At 37.8% G+C, this 15,750-nt stretch carries 15 protein-coding genes and 2 pseudogenes; 5 read left to right on the top strand and 12 right to left on the bottom strand.

From position 1 onward, the window contains the following. Nucleotides 1-52: 52 nt before the first annotated feature. The 5 genes and pseudogenes from HMPREF9957_RS05320 to dhaK form a co-directional block, all read right to left on the bottom strand. Nucleotides 53-793 (bottom strand): ABC transporter permease, encoded by a 741-nt coding sequence (locus tag HMPREF9957_RS05320; RefSeq protein ID WP_000949750.1) that lies wholly within the window; start codon nt 791-793, stop codon nt 53-55. 171 nt (nt 794-964) lie between these two features. After that, a pseudogene (locus tag HMPREF9957_RS05325) lies at nt 965-1,599 on the bottom strand (TetR/AcrR family transcriptional regulator). A gap of 583 nt (nt 1,600-2,182) precedes the next feature. Beyond that, nucleotides 2,183-2,557: a dihydroxyacetone kinase phosphoryl donor subunit DhaM gene (gene dhaM / locus HMPREF9957_RS05330; RefSeq protein ID WP_000534737.1), complete on the bottom strand. Its 375-nt coding sequence runs from the start codon at nt 2,555-2,557 to the stop codon at nt 2,183-2,185. Then, entirely contained in the window at nt 2,557-3,132 is a 576-nt protein-coding gene (gene dhaL / locus HMPREF9957_RS05335) for a dihydroxyacetone kinase subunit DhaL (RefSeq protein ID WP_001100266.1), read from the bottom strand. The genes dhaM and dhaL overlap by 1 nt, the downstream gene beginning before the upstream one ends. Nucleotides 3,133-3,153: 21 nt before the next feature. Beyond that, nucleotides 3,154-4,143, bottom strand: coding sequence for a dihydroxyacetone kinase subunit DhaK (gene dhaK, locus HMPREF9957_RS05340; RefSeq protein WP_000720771.1), 990 nt, complete (start codon nt 4,141-4,143; stop codon nt 3,154-3,156). Nucleotides 4,144-4,296: 153 nt separating this feature from the next. Between dhaK and dhaS the strand changes: the two are divergent. Together dhaS and dhaQ are read left to right on the top strand one after the other, a co-directional pair. Continuing rightward, nucleotides 4,297-4,825, top strand: a pseudogene (gene dhaS, locus HMPREF9957_RS05345) (dihydroxyacetone kinase transcriptional activator DhaS). After that, on the top strand, nt 4,822-5,811 hold the full coding sequence (dhaQ, locus tag HMPREF9957_RS05350) for a DhaKLM operon coactivator DhaQ (RefSeq protein ID WP_000142826.1): 990 nt from the start codon (nt 4,822-4,824) through the stop codon (nt 5,809-5,811). The pseudogene dhaS and the gene dhaQ overlap by 4 nt, the downstream one beginning before the upstream one ends. Nucleotides 5,812-6,014: 203 nt before the next feature. Here the strand turns inward: dhaQ and HMPREF9957_RS05355 are convergent, their stop codons facing one another. The 7 genes from HMPREF9957_RS05355 to HMPREF9957_RS05380 all read right to left on the bottom strand — a co-directional run bounded on the left by HMPREF9957_RS05355 (nt 6,015) and on the right by HMPREF9957_RS05380 (nt 11,795). Next, nucleotides 6,015-6,554, bottom strand: a complete 540-nt coding sequence (locus HMPREF9957_RS05355) for a ClbS/DfsB family four-helix bundle protein (RefSeq protein ID WP_001137925.1) — start codon at nt 6,552-6,554, stop codon at nt 6,015-6,017. A 108-nt stretch (nt 6,555-6,662) separates the two neighbouring features. Then, nucleotides 6,663-7,064: a hypothetical protein gene (locus HMPREF9957_RS13490; RefSeq protein ID WP_000603765.1), complete on the bottom strand. Its 402-nt coding sequence runs from the start codon at nt 7,062-7,064 to the stop codon at nt 6,663-6,665. Next, nucleotides 7,039-7,950: a phosphodiester glycosidase family protein gene (locus HMPREF9957_RS05360; protein WP_000667756.1), complete on the bottom strand. Its 912-nt coding sequence runs from the start codon at nt 7,948-7,950 to the stop codon at nt 7,039-7,041. Before HMPREF9957_RS05360 ends, HMPREF9957_RS13490 begins: the two co-directional genes overlap by 26 nt. Continuing rightward, nucleotides 7,947-8,990: a bifunctional glycosyltransferase family 2/GtrA family protein gene (locus tag HMPREF9957_RS05365; RefSeq protein ID WP_001108590.1), complete on the bottom strand. Its 1,044-nt coding sequence runs from the start codon at nt 8,988-8,990 to the stop codon at nt 7,947-7,949. The genes HMPREF9957_RS05360 and HMPREF9957_RS05365 overlap by 4 nt, the downstream gene beginning before the upstream one ends. Before the next feature lie 172 nt (nt 8,991-9,162). After that, entirely contained in the window at nt 9,163-9,657 is a 495-nt protein-coding gene (locus tag HMPREF9957_RS05370) for a YkgJ family cysteine cluster protein (protein WP_000031470.1), read from the bottom strand. 135 nt (nt 9,658-9,792) lie between these two features. Then, the gene (gene ptsP, locus HMPREF9957_RS05375; RefSeq protein WP_000138122.1) at nt 9,793-11,526 is read right to left on the bottom strand and encodes a phosphoenolpyruvate--protein phosphotransferase; all 1,734 of its coding nucleotides are present in this window, start codon (nt 11,524-11,526) and stop codon (nt 9,793-9,795) included. A gap of 5 nt (nt 11,527-11,531) precedes the next feature. After that, a complete protein-coding gene (locus tag HMPREF9957_RS05380) occupies nt 11,532-11,795 on the bottom strand; it encodes a phosphocarrier protein HPr (protein WP_000146947.1) in 264 nt (87 codons plus the stop codon). A 349-nt stretch (nt 11,796-12,144) separates the two neighbouring features. On the opposite strand from HMPREF9957_RS05380, the gene nrdH reads away from it, so the two are divergent. From nrdH to nrdF, 3 genes are all read left to right on the top strand, one after another. Beyond that, the gene (gene nrdH, locus HMPREF9957_RS05385; protein ID WP_000259242.1) at nt 12,145-12,363 is read left to right on the top strand and encodes a glutaredoxin-like protein NrdH; all 219 of its coding nucleotides are present in this window, start codon (nt 12,145-12,147) and stop codon (nt 12,361-12,363) included. 80 nt (nt 12,364-12,443) lie between these two features. Continuing rightward, nucleotides 12,444-14,603: a class 1b ribonucleoside-diphosphate reductase subunit alpha gene (gene nrdE, locus HMPREF9957_RS05390; RefSeq protein ID WP_000523238.1), complete on the top strand. Its 2,160-nt coding sequence runs from the start codon at nt 12,444-12,446 to the stop codon at nt 14,601-14,603. A gap of 183 nt (nt 14,604-14,786) precedes the next feature. Next, entirely contained in the window at nt 14,787-15,749 is a 963-nt protein-coding gene (gene nrdF / locus HMPREF9957_RS05395) for a class 1b ribonucleoside-diphosphate reductase subunit beta (protein ID WP_000451389.1), read from the top strand. The last annotated feature ends 1 nt before the right edge of the window (nt 15,750 follow it).

A 15,750-nucleotide genomic window follows, 5' to 3' on the forward strand; every position in this document is an offset into this window, starting at 1 on the left:
TTAAAGTAATCATTAAAGAATTATCATTTTACTTCCATTAAATTCAGCTATACTACTTGATATTAATATCTTGTCTTGAAATAGTATAAATTGAAAATGAAGTAATCATTAAACTTATGAAACTTGCAAATATCAAAAAGAATAAGTTATCAGCAATATTATTAGATAAACTTCCTGGACTTACATTTGAAAGTAATGCTGCTAAACCAAGTCCTGTAAGCATTGTTATAGCTGTTGAATGCTTAATCATACCTAAAACAAATGGTAGTATTCCGATTAATACTGTTCCAACCGTAATTCCAGCTAAGTTAATCATTTGATTAGCTATTGGGATATAATTTGATTCGGTTAAAACTGCTACTAATTTAATTAATAATTGAATAACTAAATGTGCAGTAAAATGAGCAATAAATGATATCAGAATTACTGTAAGCACTTTTCCCCATAGTAACTTTATTTTAGAAACAGGGTAGGAAAACAGCTGAAAAATTGTTCTTCGTTTAAATTCATCAATAATAATCGTAGACAATAAATAAGATTCGAAAATCAAAAATGCTGCTTTGGTAAATAAAGATGCAAACAATGATGTTGTAATTGCCCAACCTTCCCATTTACCAGTAACTCTAATAACATTAGAATCCTGTCCAGTGAATTCTCCTAGTTTATTGTCAGTACCTAATCCCATAATAATGATTGCTGTAATACCTAACACTATGAATATAGTACCCAACCAGGCTAAAAATAATTTAGATTTAGAAACTTTATTTAATTCAATTTTAATAAGCGACAACATAGATTTTTCCTCCAAAAAATTTTGTTAATATTAATTACACTATTTAAAAAGCACCTTACATACTACCGGTATGTTAAGATTCAAAAAATAAACATACTAAAGGTATGTATACTGGAATTTTTAATACCATATCTAGAGTATGGTATTTTTTAAAATATCAATACTTAAAATTTATTTGACACCTTTTAAGTGATCAAATAATTGGAAAATTACTTCCATCATTTCATCAGTAATCAACTGCACCCCCAAACCTTCAAAAGTTAGTTTAATGAACTTCATTTTACTCTTTAATTCTTCTACTGAATAAATAGAAATTTGGAACCCAATCCAAATATTCAAAGTTAAAACAATCAAATCAGCTAGCTCTTCAGGATATTCTGTTTTAATCGATTTATCTTTAACACCTTCGAAAACTTTTTCTCTAATCCCTGGTAAAAAATCAGAAAATAAACTTAAATACTGCTCTCCTAACAAACGTGGACTTCTTAGCATAATTGAGACAGAGTATACTAATCTTTGTTGTTCTAAATTAGAGAACGCATCCATCAAAGAATTTTGTATTTTTTCTAATGCAGTATTTCCTCTCCAATTGTAATTTAAAATTTCTTGATTATTTTCGCTAATGATTGATTGCAATATTTCATCTTTAGACTCGAAATGATGATAAATAACACCTTTCGTCAATCCACCTAACCCATCGATTATATCTTGTATTGAGGTATTATCAAATCCTTTTTCTAAAAATAAGTCTTTCGAAACTTCTAATATTTTTTTCTAGTCTCATGTGAGTTTCTATTCCTTGCCATCATATCCCCTTTCTATCATACTGTCGGTATGTAATTCTATTGTAATCTAAGAAATTAATATTGTCAAGATTCTTTTTATCCCCTCTAATTTTCAAAATTCATTGGTAAAACACTATCCTATACAATTGACAGCTCAAATCTTTCAGAATAGAACAATCCTATCTATCGAACACCCTAACTTCATAAATATCTATGTAATTCTAGATCTAGAATTCCTATGAACTAAATGTTTTCGCACTATTCTAAGCGATTGATTGCCTTAAATTTTAATTTTTGAAGAATTCTAAAGCTAGAATAGTCGTCCCATCACAATCAGTTTTGAATTATTATACTCAATGAAAATCAAAGAGCAAACTAGGAAACTAGCCGCAGGCTGTACTTGAGTACGGCAAGGCGACGTTGACGTGGTTTGAATTTGATTTTCGAAGAGTATTAACAATTTAGAAACGCTATGATTCCACTCCTTTTACATTAAAAAGGAACTGCCCAAGCAATCCCTTTCTGATTTTGAAATTATTTACTTAAAATTTTATAGTTGAGATAATCAATAGTCCACCTATAAAAAGAGTTATAGTAAAATTCCTTATTTATTGATTTCAAGCTCCGCCAACTGTGTTTGAATAACTGACAGTTCTGCACCAGCCTGAAGAAGAGCTGCTGCAGTATAGGCACCTTCTACAATTGGAACCCTATTGATCATGATACTTTTATCACTGAAATCAGCCACCATTTCTAAGTTCATTTTAGCAGAACCTAGGTCAAAAAAAGCTAATAAAGTATCTGCTGGATTTTCGGAAACAACCCTATCTACTTGATCAAAACTCGTTCCAATTCCTCCATCTTCGGTTCCTCCTACATAAGTAATCGGAACATCTTTAGCTACTTCACTAATCAGTTCAACAACACCTTCTGCAATGTGTTTGGAATGTGAAACGATAACAAGACCAATACTTCCCATTAAAACACCCCAGTTTCTAAAAGAGCAGTAAAGAGCAATCCTGATGAGAATGACCCAGGATCAATATGTCCAAGAGAACGTTCTCCTACATAAGATGCCCTTCCTTTAGTTGCAAGTAAATCTTTGGTAGCATTCACTACCTTATCAATAACGTCTTGAGTCAATTGACCAGCAGACAAAGCAGCAATAACAGGAGTCCAAACATCAACCATTGTCTTTTCTCCAACTTCTGCTTTCCCACGTTTGACAATCATATCCAAACCGCTTTGTAAGATTTCCTCTATTTTCGAATTAGAATCAGCCTTGGCCATGCCCATAAAAGCAGAGCCATACAGAGGACCAGAAGCACCGCCTACCTTACTCAGTAGTTGCATTGAGACAAGTTTAAACACATCACTGCTTGTCTCAAATTGCTTTCCTTCTAAGTTTTCCATAACTGCAGCCATTCCACGCGCCATATTTCCACCGTGGTCTCCATCTCCTATAGGAGTGTCTAACTCACTAAGGTAATCTTTCTGTTCTTGAATCTTTTCATTAAAAAGCTTCATCCATTCAAGAGCTTGTTCAACATTCATGCGACATTTCCTCCTTGAGTTTTACCAAGCTGGTGTAGTAACAGGTGCATTTAGAGCATCCAACCACTCATCATCTGCCAATCGAATCAATGTTAATGACAAGCCAGCCATATCGATTGATGTCATATAGTTTCCAATTTTCTTAAACGCCAACTCAACACCTTTTTCATGGAGTAATTTAGCCACATCATTTGCAAATACGTATTGTTCCATAAGAGGAGTGCTTCCTAAACCATTAATGAGAAGGCCATAGCGTTCACCAGCTTTAAGTCGGAAACCTTCAGATAATTTTTCAACCAATTCTGAAGCCAATTGTGCTGAAGATTGCATTTTCTCTTTTTTATATCCTGGCTCACCATGAATACCAACTCCATATTCAAATTCATCATCTTCTAGAACAAAACCTGGTTTCCCAACCTCAGGAACGGTTGCTCCAGACAAGGCCAACCCAATTGTTTTAATTTCTAAGACAAGTTTGTCGGCCAAGTCCTTCATTTCAGATAATGATTTACCAGAACGAGCTGCATCACCCAAAATTTTATGGACTAAAATAGTACCTGCAACACCTCGACGCCCTTGGGTATAGAGACTATTTTCAACAGCAATATCATCATCAACCACAACGCTTGCTACATCAATACCTTCCATTTCAGCAAGTTCTTGTGCAATTTCAAAGTTCATGATGTCCCCAGAATAGTTCTTGATGACCATGAAAACTCCAGCACCTTCATCAGCCGCCTTGATGGCTTCTAAAATTTGGTCCGGAGTAGGTGAAGTGAAGACTGCTCCACAAATGGCAGCAGACAACATTCCATCTCCTACAAATCCAGCATGACTTGGTTCATGTCCTGAACCTCCACCTGAAATGAGTCCAACTTTTCCTGTCTTTTCTGCCTTTCTAACGATGACATCAAAACCATCTAAACGTTCTACCAAGTCATCATGCATGAATGACAATCCCTGCAACATTTCATCAACAACTTGTGTCGGTTTATTTATAATTTTTTTCATGAGAAACTCCTTTCGGCATGTACCTTTGTTTTCGCTTTCATTATATATTTTTTATTGCTGGCTGATAAGGGACAGATTCTATTATTTGTCCCCTTTTAAACCCGTTTCAAACATTTTTTTGGTAAAATGAAGGAAGTAAAAGAAAGGTTTCCTATGGCATCATCACTCATTACAAAAAAACGGATTGCCAAGGCATTTAGAGACCTATTAACTACTAGAGAATTTGACAAAATCTCTATTGTAGATATCATGGAATCAGCTGGCATTCGTAGACAGACCTTTTATAATCACTTTCTTGACAAATATGAACTGCTCGACTGGATATTTGAAAATGACTTAACCGAGTATATCACCAATAACTTGGACTTCATTTCAGGCCAAAAACTATTACAAGAATTTTTTTTATTTCGAAAAAGAGCGTGACTTCTATATTCAACTTTTTGATATTCAAGGGCAAAATAACTTCTATGACCAATTTATAAGTTACTGTCGCTTGCTTGTATCAAAAATTTTAAGAGAATATGGCCAGATTAATATCGATTCATCTGCTTATACTTGTTTTTTGTTAGACTATCATTCACATGCTCTAGCAGAAATCGTGAAGGCTTACGTCAATAAAAAAAGTCCAGTTCCACAACCAGACTTTCTAATCATGACAATTATTGGAAAGAGACCACAATGACATTTATTTCAAATCATAAACAGAAAATTATTTCAAGTTACATTTCGGCAACTGTCAGCAGCCATCCTGAATTAGAAAAACACCCTACCTTACCATTAGTCTATCAAAAAAATCGCAATCCTCATCAGGTTCCAATATTGTCGGGTGGAGGTTCAGGTCACGAACCTGCTCATATTGGATATGTCGGAGAAGGAATGCTTACTGCTGCTATCTATGGCCAATTATTTACTCCTCCCACAAGAACTGAAATCTTAGAGTCCATTCGTTTTTTAAACAATGGTCACGGTGTCTTCATCATTGTAAAAAATTTCGAAGCAGACATCAAAGAATTTAGTTCGGCCATTAACACTGCTAGACAAGAAGGAATTAAGGTCGGCTATAGTCTAGCACACGACGATATTTCAATTGAACCTCACAATAAATTTCAAATTAGAGGAAGAGGGCTTGCAGGTACAATTTTGCTTCATAAAATCCTAGGGTATGCGGCTCAGAACGGTGCTGACATCGAGCAACTAACTGATTTAGGTCATCAGCTTGCTCCCGAAATCGCAACAATTGGCTTTGCAACGAAAGCTGCTAGTCTCCCCCAAGCCCCCCTTCCACTATTTAACTTAGAAGAAGGAAATATTTCTTATGGTATTGGGATACATGGCGAAGAAGGCTATCGTATCGTCCCATTCCAATCATCGGAAATCCTGGCAAATGAAATTATAAGTAAATTAAGATTGCACTATCATTGGAAAAAGGGTGATCAATTTATATTGCTTGTAAATAATCTAGGCACTACCAGCAACTTAGAAATGGGCATATTTATCAATGATCTCCTTCAACTCTTAGAAATTGAAGGAATCACTATTACCTTTATAAAATCAGGAACATTTATGACCAGTCTAGATATGGCAGGTATATCCGTAACTCTTTGCCCCGTAAAAAATAAACAGTGGTTAGAAGCGCTCAATGCTCCAACGACAGCTTTTGCATGGTAATTTAATTGTATAACTCAAAAGGGCTACATCACTTGATAGCCCCTTGCTTTTATCTTATACTCAATGAAAATCAAAAAGCAAACTAGGAAACTAGCCGCAGGCTGTACTTGAGTACGGCAAGGCGACGTTGACGCAGTTTGAATTTGATTTTCGAAGAGTATTACGTTTAAAAGAACTCATTCTTGCAATTTCAAATAGGCCATCTATCCCTTACAATTCTTCCGATGAACCTTGAGCTTTTTCGTAGCCCAATCATAGTGGCTTGACGTGCTACTAACAAAGTAGGAACCTAGACTTGTTCCTCCCGTCCACTTATAGATACCTTTGGTAAAGAGTTCGTCATTGCTAAAAACTTCTATCAACTCTAAAACCTCCCTATGTGATTGTTCTAGGAGTCTAGTCGCTTCTTCTAAGGACGTTTTCTGGTGCTTCTTCCAAAAAACGACATTCATTTGTCCATAAGTTTTCCAATTATAAAGTTCAGGGAGAAAAGGTCTTTCGTGACCTTCTTGATTAGAATGTACCCAAGTCAAAAGTAACTGCTGCCATTCATAAAGATGGATCAAGACATCCCGTAGATTTTTATCCCTTTTCCAGTGAGCTTCTTTTTTCTTTGGGTCTCTTGAAAAATCAAACGGAGTCTGTAGCTCATCTTCACTTAGTTGGGAGATGAAATGATTGAGCTTTTCATAGTTTTCCTTAGAGGCTAATACTAGTTCCTCTTTCGTTCTCGGTCTAGGCACAGAGTTCTCCCTTTATTTTCAAGTAGGTTGAGGTGTTTTCTTACTTCATTATACCACAATAAAACTGGCTGTTTCTCTCAACAACCAGTTTTTTCATTTTTAAGCTAATTACTTACTGTTTTTCTTCTGAAAGAAAAGTGATACTATAGCTAAGATAGCAAAAGATATACCAACATACCAGTAGGGTTGATCTAGGGCCGTTGAACGACCTGATAGATTGACGATTCCGCGAAAAAGCATACCAGTTGTTAGAACGGCTACTGACGAGTTCCATAAGTTTAGACTGATTCGCCCTAAGTTTGGAATGATTTTCAACAGTAATGCCAGAATGACGCCCCCTACTAGAGGGACTACAAAAAGATAGTGCATATGAAGGGAGGTTTCCCCAAAACTGAAAGACTCGTAGATACGGCTAAATACTAAAAAGAAAATAGTAAGAATGCTATAGCCGACTAGCGCCTTTTGGAGACGTTTGTTTTTATTTTTAGTAACCGATATAGACAATATCACTCACCGCCCTTTCTGATATTTTGCTTCCACCTGTAGTCGGTTTATTGATTACCTGACCATTAAAGTAGAGAGTTGAAGAACCTCCACCATCTAGGTTGTAGGCCGTCTTCACTCCGTAAGATTTCATCACTTCTGCCATCTGGTAAAGAGACAAGCCCTTGCTCTCCGAGGTACGACCATCTGAAACAACAATGATATAGTGGTTTTCATCGATAATTCCAATAGCTGTACGAGGATTTGAAGCCATAGCCTGACCAACTTCTGTATTGATACCGACAGAAATCTCACCATTTTCAACTAGAGACGGACCAAATGCCAGTAGATTAACTACACCATCTTGAACTAACTGGTCAGCTGAGATTTGGTTCTCGTAAATGATTTTAAAAGAGCCATCCTTGTAAATGGCAAGGTCACCATTACTGGCGTCTTCACGGACACTATCCCGATAGACGACACCATTACGGATAACATAACCTGAGCTATTAGCTCCATAGTAGTCGCCATTGACAGCTAAAATAGCATTATTTTTAGCTGCTGTCACGGAGGTTTTAGCTGTGACGTTAGTTCCATAAGAATTTTGAGCTAGGGCTGTTTTCAGATAATCTGCAGAGCTCAGAGTCACATCCGCCACATAGATTTGCGTATCATTCACCGTCTTTTCAGTTAGATTGACACTGATATTTCCATCTGAATAGCTGGTATCCGTTACTTGGGCATTTTTTGCTGCTTGACTTGCTACTGATGTGTTAAATGTCGAGTTAGTATTAGATACAGTGGAGATAGTCTCCGCTAGTACAAATGTCTTTAACATCGAATAGGTAAAGGAACTTGTCAGAAGTAAGCCAAAGACCGAGGCGTATAGATAAGCTTTCTTAAAAAATTTCATACTGGATAACAAGTCCTTTCTTTGAAAATAAATCGTGTTTGAACAGTCCAAGATACCACAAAGAGAAGCATTCCTACAAAAATTTTAGCCATGAATAAATTGATTCCGAAACCTGTATTAAAAAGGCTAATTAGGAGAGTATCTAAGAAAAAGAGAACAACAGACAAGGTTAAATAACCTGCACCTGTTTTTAAATTACTTGCTTTATTTTTAAATACCAATTTTTTATTAGTCGAAAAGTTGAAGATAGAGCTGGTCACACGAGCCAGCCCATTTGATAGGAGGAGGTGTAAACCTGATGGAATAAAGCTCAAGAAAAGAATAGAAAAAGCATAAACTAGATAATCCACGATAAAACTACTAAATGATGAAAGAGCGAATTTCAAAATGTTTTTGTAAATCATTAAACCATCTCGAATAGGTCGGGAGTGAGAAGCTTGATTGTCGTTTATATAGACTGTTTCAATAGGAACTTCCAAAATCGGATATTGCTTGCTGGCTTCCAATAGCATGTTCATTTCATACTCATAACGTTGTCCTTCCACTTCCATCATAAAAGGAATCAAGTCTGTCGTGAAAGCACGAAGTCCTGTCTGTGTGTCTGAAACTGCTACGCCTGTTTGGATTTTAAATAAGATACGTGTCAAGCTATTTCCAAAGCGACTACGCAAGGGAACCTTGCCAGTAAAAGCACGAACACCAAGAACCAGAGTGCTAGGATTTTCGTTGGCCTTGTTACTAGTACGGAGTATGTCCCAAATCTTGTGTTGACCATCCGCATCTGCTGTAACGATAGTTCCAGGCATCTTGAGTGATTGAATGTAAGCAAAAGCTGTTTTCAAAGCCTGACCCTTACCTTGATTGACCTGATGACGAAGTACAGTTCCATAGTTTTCAGCCTGAGCAAATATTTCTTTACATTCAGGAGAACTACCATCATCAATCACAATGATAGAAAAATCACCCTTCTTGTGAATTTTTTCAATCAGTGTTAGCAGATTAAAATCAGGTTGATAAGCTGGAATAACTAGATAATTCATAGCTGTACCTCTTTCTTTTTGTTTGTATAAGTATACGTTCGCTTGCTTAAAAAATCCTTATAACTGCTTTTTTATAAAAATAAATTGATGATTTCTCAAAAATAGACCATAAAGAGAAAACTCCATAGAAATGATTTCTACAGAGTTAGAACAGTATCTTTATAATAAATCTCTATAACTTATCCTTTAATTTCTCAACAAAGAGATAGGCTGCTGGACAGGTCAAGGTATTCTTAATCGTCAAATGGTTGATTTGATGGATCTTTTTGCGGTCTGTATGGGGAAATTCACGACAGGCCTTTGGACGAACATCATAGATAGAGCAGAGATTATCTCCTCCTAAAAATGGGCAAGGCATGGATTTGAAAACCTTGTCCCCATCTTCATCTACATGCAGAAATTCAGCTTCAAAGGCCGGCAATTTCATTTTGAAATACTTGGCAATACGGGTGATGTCTGCCTCTTTGAAGTCAGGACCCAAAGTCTTACAACAGTTAGCACATGCAGTGCAATCAATCTCCGCAAAGACTTCTTCATGAATCTGCTGGGCTATCTTGTCTAGATTTTTTGGTGGCTTTTTCTTTAAATTGGCTAAGACTTTGCGATGTTCCTTCTGCTTTTGTAAAGCTAGCTGGTGGTAATACTCAATATCAATTTCTTTAGACATGGTTTCTCTCTTATTCTATTTGTTTCCCCCTATTATATCATGCCTCTGACTCATTGAAAAGTGGACTTTATAAGACCATACTTTTCCCAAAATGCGTCAAAAAAACCTTGCAACTAGGTTACAAGGTTAATGACATTAATCGAAGTTAACGTATTCTTTTTGAAGTTCAAGAACTTCTTCCATTGTTGAACACTCTGTAAGGGCACGTTTAGCGTACTCTTCCATCTTAGCAGTATCCAATTTCTTCATCAAGCTACGTGTACGGAGTACAGATGTTGCTGACATAGAGAATTCATCCAAGCCCATTCCGACAAGAAGTGGAACAGCTGTTTGGTCACCAGCCATCTCACCACACATACCAGCCCATTTACCTTCAGCGTGAGCTGCCTTGATAACGTTGTTGATCAAGCGAAGGATTGATGGGTTATATGGTTGGTAAAGGTATGAAACTTGCTCGTTCATACGGTCTGCCGCCATTGTATATTGAATCAAGTCGTTTGTACCAATTGAGAAGAAGTCTACTTCTTTAGCAAATTGGTCTGCAAGCATAGCTGCTGCAGGGATTTCAATCATGATACCAACTTGGATGTTATCCGCCACTGCAACTCCTTCAGCAAGAAGGTTTGCTTTTTCTTCATCAAAGACTGCTTTAGCTGCACGGAATTCTTTCAAAAGGGCAACCATTGGGAACATGATACGCAATTGACCATGAACAGAAGCACGAAGAAGGGCACGGATCTGTGTACGGAACATTGCATCTCCAGTTTCAGAAATAGAGATACGAAGGGCACGGAATCCAAGGAATGGGTTCATTTCGTGTGGCATATCGAAGTAAGGAAGTTCCTTATCTCCACCAATATCCATTGTACGAACAACTACTGGTTTTCCATTCATTCCCTCAAGAACAGCCTTGTATGCTTCATACTGCTCATCTTCAGTTGGGAAGTCTTGAGAATCCATGTACAAGAATTCTGTACGGTAAAGTCCAACAGCTTCTGCACCGTTGTTGTTAACACCTTCAACGTCTTTTGGAGTGCCGATGTTAGCAGCCAACTCGAAGTGTTTACCGTCAGCAGTCACTGTTTGAGCATCTTTCAAAAGTGCCCATTCAGCTTTTTGTTTAGCATAAGCTTCACCAGCTGCTTTAAATTCTGCCGCTTGTTCATCTGTTGGGTTGATAATCACTTCACCAGTAATTCCGTTAACGGCAAGGATATCACCGTCTTTCACCACTTCAGTGATGTTATTTGTTCCCAATACAGCTGCAATTTCAAGTGTACGTGCCATGATAGCTGAGTGGCTTGTACGTCCACCGATGTTTGTTACAAAAGCTTTTACAAAGTTTTTGTCCAATTGAGCTGTATCAGATGGTGTCAAGTCATGCGCAATCACGATTACTTCTTCATTGATAGAAGCTGGGTTTGGCAATTTCTTACCAAGAAGGTTTGCCAAGACACGTTTTGTCACGTCGCGGATATCCGCTGCACGTTCTTGCATGTATGGGTTGTCTTCCATGCCTTCAAAGATAGTGATGAACATATCAGTCACTTCTTTAAGACCTGCTTCTGCATTGACTTTCTTAGCACGAATTGTTTCTTTAATCTGACCAATCAATTCTGGGTCAGAAAGAACCATCAAATGAGCGTCAAAAACTTGAGCCGCTTCTTCACCAAGCGTACCTACAGCTTTCTCGCGGATAAGAGAAAGCTCGTTTTGAGAAGCTTCAAGAGCAACATCCAAACGAGCCTCTTCTGCGTTTGTATCTTCGACTGAAATAGTCTCGAATGACAAATCCGGTTGAACGAGTAGATATGCTTTTGCAACTGCAACACCGTCAGATGCCGCGATTCCTTTAAGCATTTCTGTCATTTCCCTTATGCCAATCCTTCTTTTTCCATTGTTTCTGAGATTGCAGCGATAGCGTCATCTGCATCTGCACCTTCAGCTGAGATAGTTACGTCAGCACCTTGGCCAACACCAAGACTCATAACACCCATAATTGATTTAAGGTTAACTGATTTACCTTTGTACTCAAGAGTGATATCTGAAGCAAATTTGCTAGCAGTTTGCACCAACAATGTTGCTGGACGTGCGTGAATACCTGTTTCTGCCACTACGTGGAAATCTTTAGAAGCCATAGTTTGACTCTCCTTTTGTTCTTTCTTTTTTGAGTTATATGTGATAACCCTTACAATTTGGTATTATACCATCTTCTAGGATTTTTTTCAAGCATTTTCTGGATTTTCCTTCAATTTCCTTTCAGATAACTTGCTGAAAATCTTCTATCCTAGATAACAAAACACAGGATATAGTTTCTTTAAAAACGATTTATAGGATAATCATTGCTGTTTTATAAAACAAACACTACATATTGTGTTTTGTGAGCTTGACTAGAAAAAAAGACCACTATATTTAGTTCAAATCATTGACAAAATTTTATTTTCTGATATACTAGGATAGAATTAAATTTTAAAGAGGAGTTACACAATGGTAACCGTTTATTCTAAAAACAATTGTGTCCAATGTAAAATGACCAAGCGTTTCTTGGACAGTAATAACGTTGAATATAAAGAAATCAATCTTGATGAGCAGCCTGAGTACATCGATCAAGTCAAAGAACTCGGTTTTAGCGCAGCTCCTATTATTCAAACACCAACTGAAGTCTTTTCAGGTTTCCAACCAGGAAAACTGAAACAATTAGCATAATCTTAGTACATCATCCAGAAGAGACTGCTTCTAGGGCCAACTTAGAGGCCTTTCTTTTGTAATTAGATAAGGGAAATTTTATGGGATTAAAACATCTTGAGGACGTGACTTACTTCCGTCTTAATAACGAAATCAACCGTCCTGTCAATGGACAAATCATGCTTCATAAAGATAAAGAAGCCTTGGATGCCTTCTTTAAAGAAAATGTCGTTCCAAACACTATGGTTTTTGATTCAATTAAAGATAAAATCAACTACCTCATTGACCACAACTACATCGAAACAGCCTTTATCAAGAAATACCGTCCAGAGTTCTTGGAAGAATTGTCACAATTTATCAAAGACCAAAACTTCCAATTCAAGTCTTTCATGGCTGCCTATAAATTTTACAATCAATATGCCTTAAAAACCAACGACGGTGAATATTATCTTGAAAGTATGGAAGACCGTGTCTTCTTTAACGCCCTTTATTTCGCTGATGGGAATGAAGCTGTTGCAATCGATATTGCCAATGAAATCATCCACCAACGCTACCAACCTGCTACTCCTTCCTTCTTGAATGCTGGACGTGCTCGTCGTGGGGAGTTGGTATCTTGTTTCCTAATCCAAGTGACGGATGATATGAACTCTATCGGACGTTCTATCAACTCAGCTCTTCAACTTTCACGTATCGGTGGTGGTGTGGGAATTACTCTCAGCAACCTTCGTGAAGCTGGCGCACCTATCAAAGGTTATGAAGGAGCCGCTTCTGGTGTCGTTCCAGTTATGAAACTCTTCGAAGATAGCTTCTCTTACTCTAACCAATTGGGTCAACGTCAAGGTGCTGGTGTTGTCTACCTCAACGTCTTCCACCCAGATATTATCGCCTTCCTTTCAACTAAGAAAGAAAACGCCGATGAAAAAGTTCGTGTTAAGACCCTTTCACTTGGTGTTGTGGTGCCAGATAAATTCTACGAATTGGCGCGTAAAAATGAAGAAATGTACCTCTTCAGCCCTTACTCCGTAGAAAAAGAATACGGTGTGCCATTCAACTACATCGACATTACTGAAAAATACGATGAATTGGTCGCAAATCCAAATATTCGCAAGACAAAAATCAAGGCGCGTGATTTGGAAACTGAAATCTCTAAATTGCAACAAGAGTCTGGCTATCCTTATGTCGTCAACATTGATACGGCTAACCGTGCAAACCCAGTTGATGGTAAGATTATCATGAGTAACTTGTGTTCTGAGATTCTTCAAGTTCAAGAACCAAGCTTGATCAACGATGCTCAAGAATTCCTTCAAATGGGAACGGACGTTTCATGTAACCTTGGTTCAACCAACGTGGTTAACATGATGACTTCACCTGACTTTGGTCGTTCTATCCGTGCTATGGTTCGTGCTTTAACTTTCGTTACAGATAGTTCACACATCGTGGCTGTACCTACGATTGACCATGGAAATAGCCAAGCCCACACCTTTGGTCTTGGTGCTATGGGACTTCACAGCTACCTTGCCCAACAACTGATTGAATATGGATCGCCTGAGTCTGTTGAATTTACAAGCATCTACTTTATGCTTATGAACTACTGGACTTTAGTTGAGTCAAACAATATTGCGCGTGAACGTGGTATCACCTTCCACAACTTTGAAAAATCAGACTATGCTAACGGAAGCTACTTTGACAAGTATGTGACTGGCGAGTTTGTTCCAAAATCAGACCGTGTTAAAGAACTTTTCAAAGATGTCTTTATTCCTAGTGCTGCTGATTGGGCTGAACTTCGCGACAAGATTCAAGCAGATGGTCTTTACCACCAAAACCGTCTTGCTGTAGCTCCAAATGGTTCGATCAGTTACATCAATGACGTTTCTGCTTCTATCCACCCGATTACGCAACGTATCGAAGAACGTCAAGAGAAGAAAATCGGTAAAATCTATTACCCTGCTGCTGGCTTGTCAACAAAAACCATTCCTTATTACACTTCTGCTTACGACATGGATATGCGTAAAGTGATTGATGTTTACGCTGCTGCGACTGAGCACGTGGACCAAGGACTTTCACTCACCCTCTTCATGCGTAGTGACATTCCAAAAGGACTTTACGAATGGAAGAAAGAAAACAAACAAACGACACGTGACTTGTCTATCCTTCGTAACTATGCCTTTAACAAGGGTATCAAGTCTATCTACTACGTCCGTACCTTTACAGATGATGGTGGAGAAGTCGGTGCCAACCAGTGTGAAAGCTGTGTGATTTAATGGAAAAAATTTTTACTACTTGTTTAAATAGTAAATGGGGGCCAATTTACGTTATACTTGTTCTTGGCTCCATGACTTTTATTGCTTACTCCGCAATAAAAGAATATGATACCATTGAAATAGGTTCTATAAAACTAAGCAAGGCTGCATAATAATTACTATTACATTGGAGAAATACACCTTATGGAAACTTACTACAAAGCCATTAACTGGAATGCCATTGAAGATGTCATCGACAAATCAACTTGGGAAAAACTGACCGAGCAATTCTGGCTCGATACACGTATCCCCTTGTCAAATGACTTAGATGACTGGAGAAAGCTATCAAGTGTAGAAAAAGACTTGGTTGGAAAAGTCTTTGGTGGTTTAACCCTTCTAGACACTATGCAATCTGAAACTGGAGTTCAAGCCCTTCGCGCAGACATCCGTACACCGCATGAGGAAGCTGTTTTCAATAACATCCAATTTATGGAATCTGTCCACGCAAAATCTTACTCATCAATCTTTTCTACCTTGAATACCAAGGCTGAGATTGAAGAAATTTTCGAATGGACTAATACCAATCCTTATCTACAAAAGAAGGCTGAGATTGTCAATGAAATCTACCTCAACGGTAGCCCACTTGAAAAGAAAGTTGCCAGCGTTTTCCTTGAAACCTTCCTCTTCTACTCTGGTTTCTTCACTCCCCTATACTATCTCGGTAACAACAAACTAGCCAACGTTGCGGAAATCATCAAATTGATTATTCGCGATGAGTCTGTTCACGGAACTTACATTGGTTACAAATTCCAACTTGGTTTCAATGAATTGCCTGAAGAAGAGCAAGAAAAACTCAAAGAATGGATGTACGACCTGCTCTATACTCTTTATGAAAATGAAGAAGGCTACACAGAAAGCCTCTATGACGGTGTTGGTTGGACGGAAGAAGTCAAAACCTTCCTTCGCTACAATGCTAACAAGGCTCTCATGAATCTAGGGCAAGATCCTCTTTTCCCAGACTCAGCAGATGATGTCAATCCAATCGTTATGAACGGTATTTCAACAGGAACTTCCAACCACGACTTCTTCTCTCAAGTCGGAAATGGTTACCTCCTTGGTGAAGTTGAAGCCATGCAAGATGATGACTACAACTACGGTTTGGACTAAT

The organism is Streptococcus mitis SK1080, from assembly GCF_000220085.1.
GTDB lineage: Bacteria > Bacillota > Bacilli > Lactobacillales > Streptococcaceae > Streptococcus > Streptococcus mitis_K.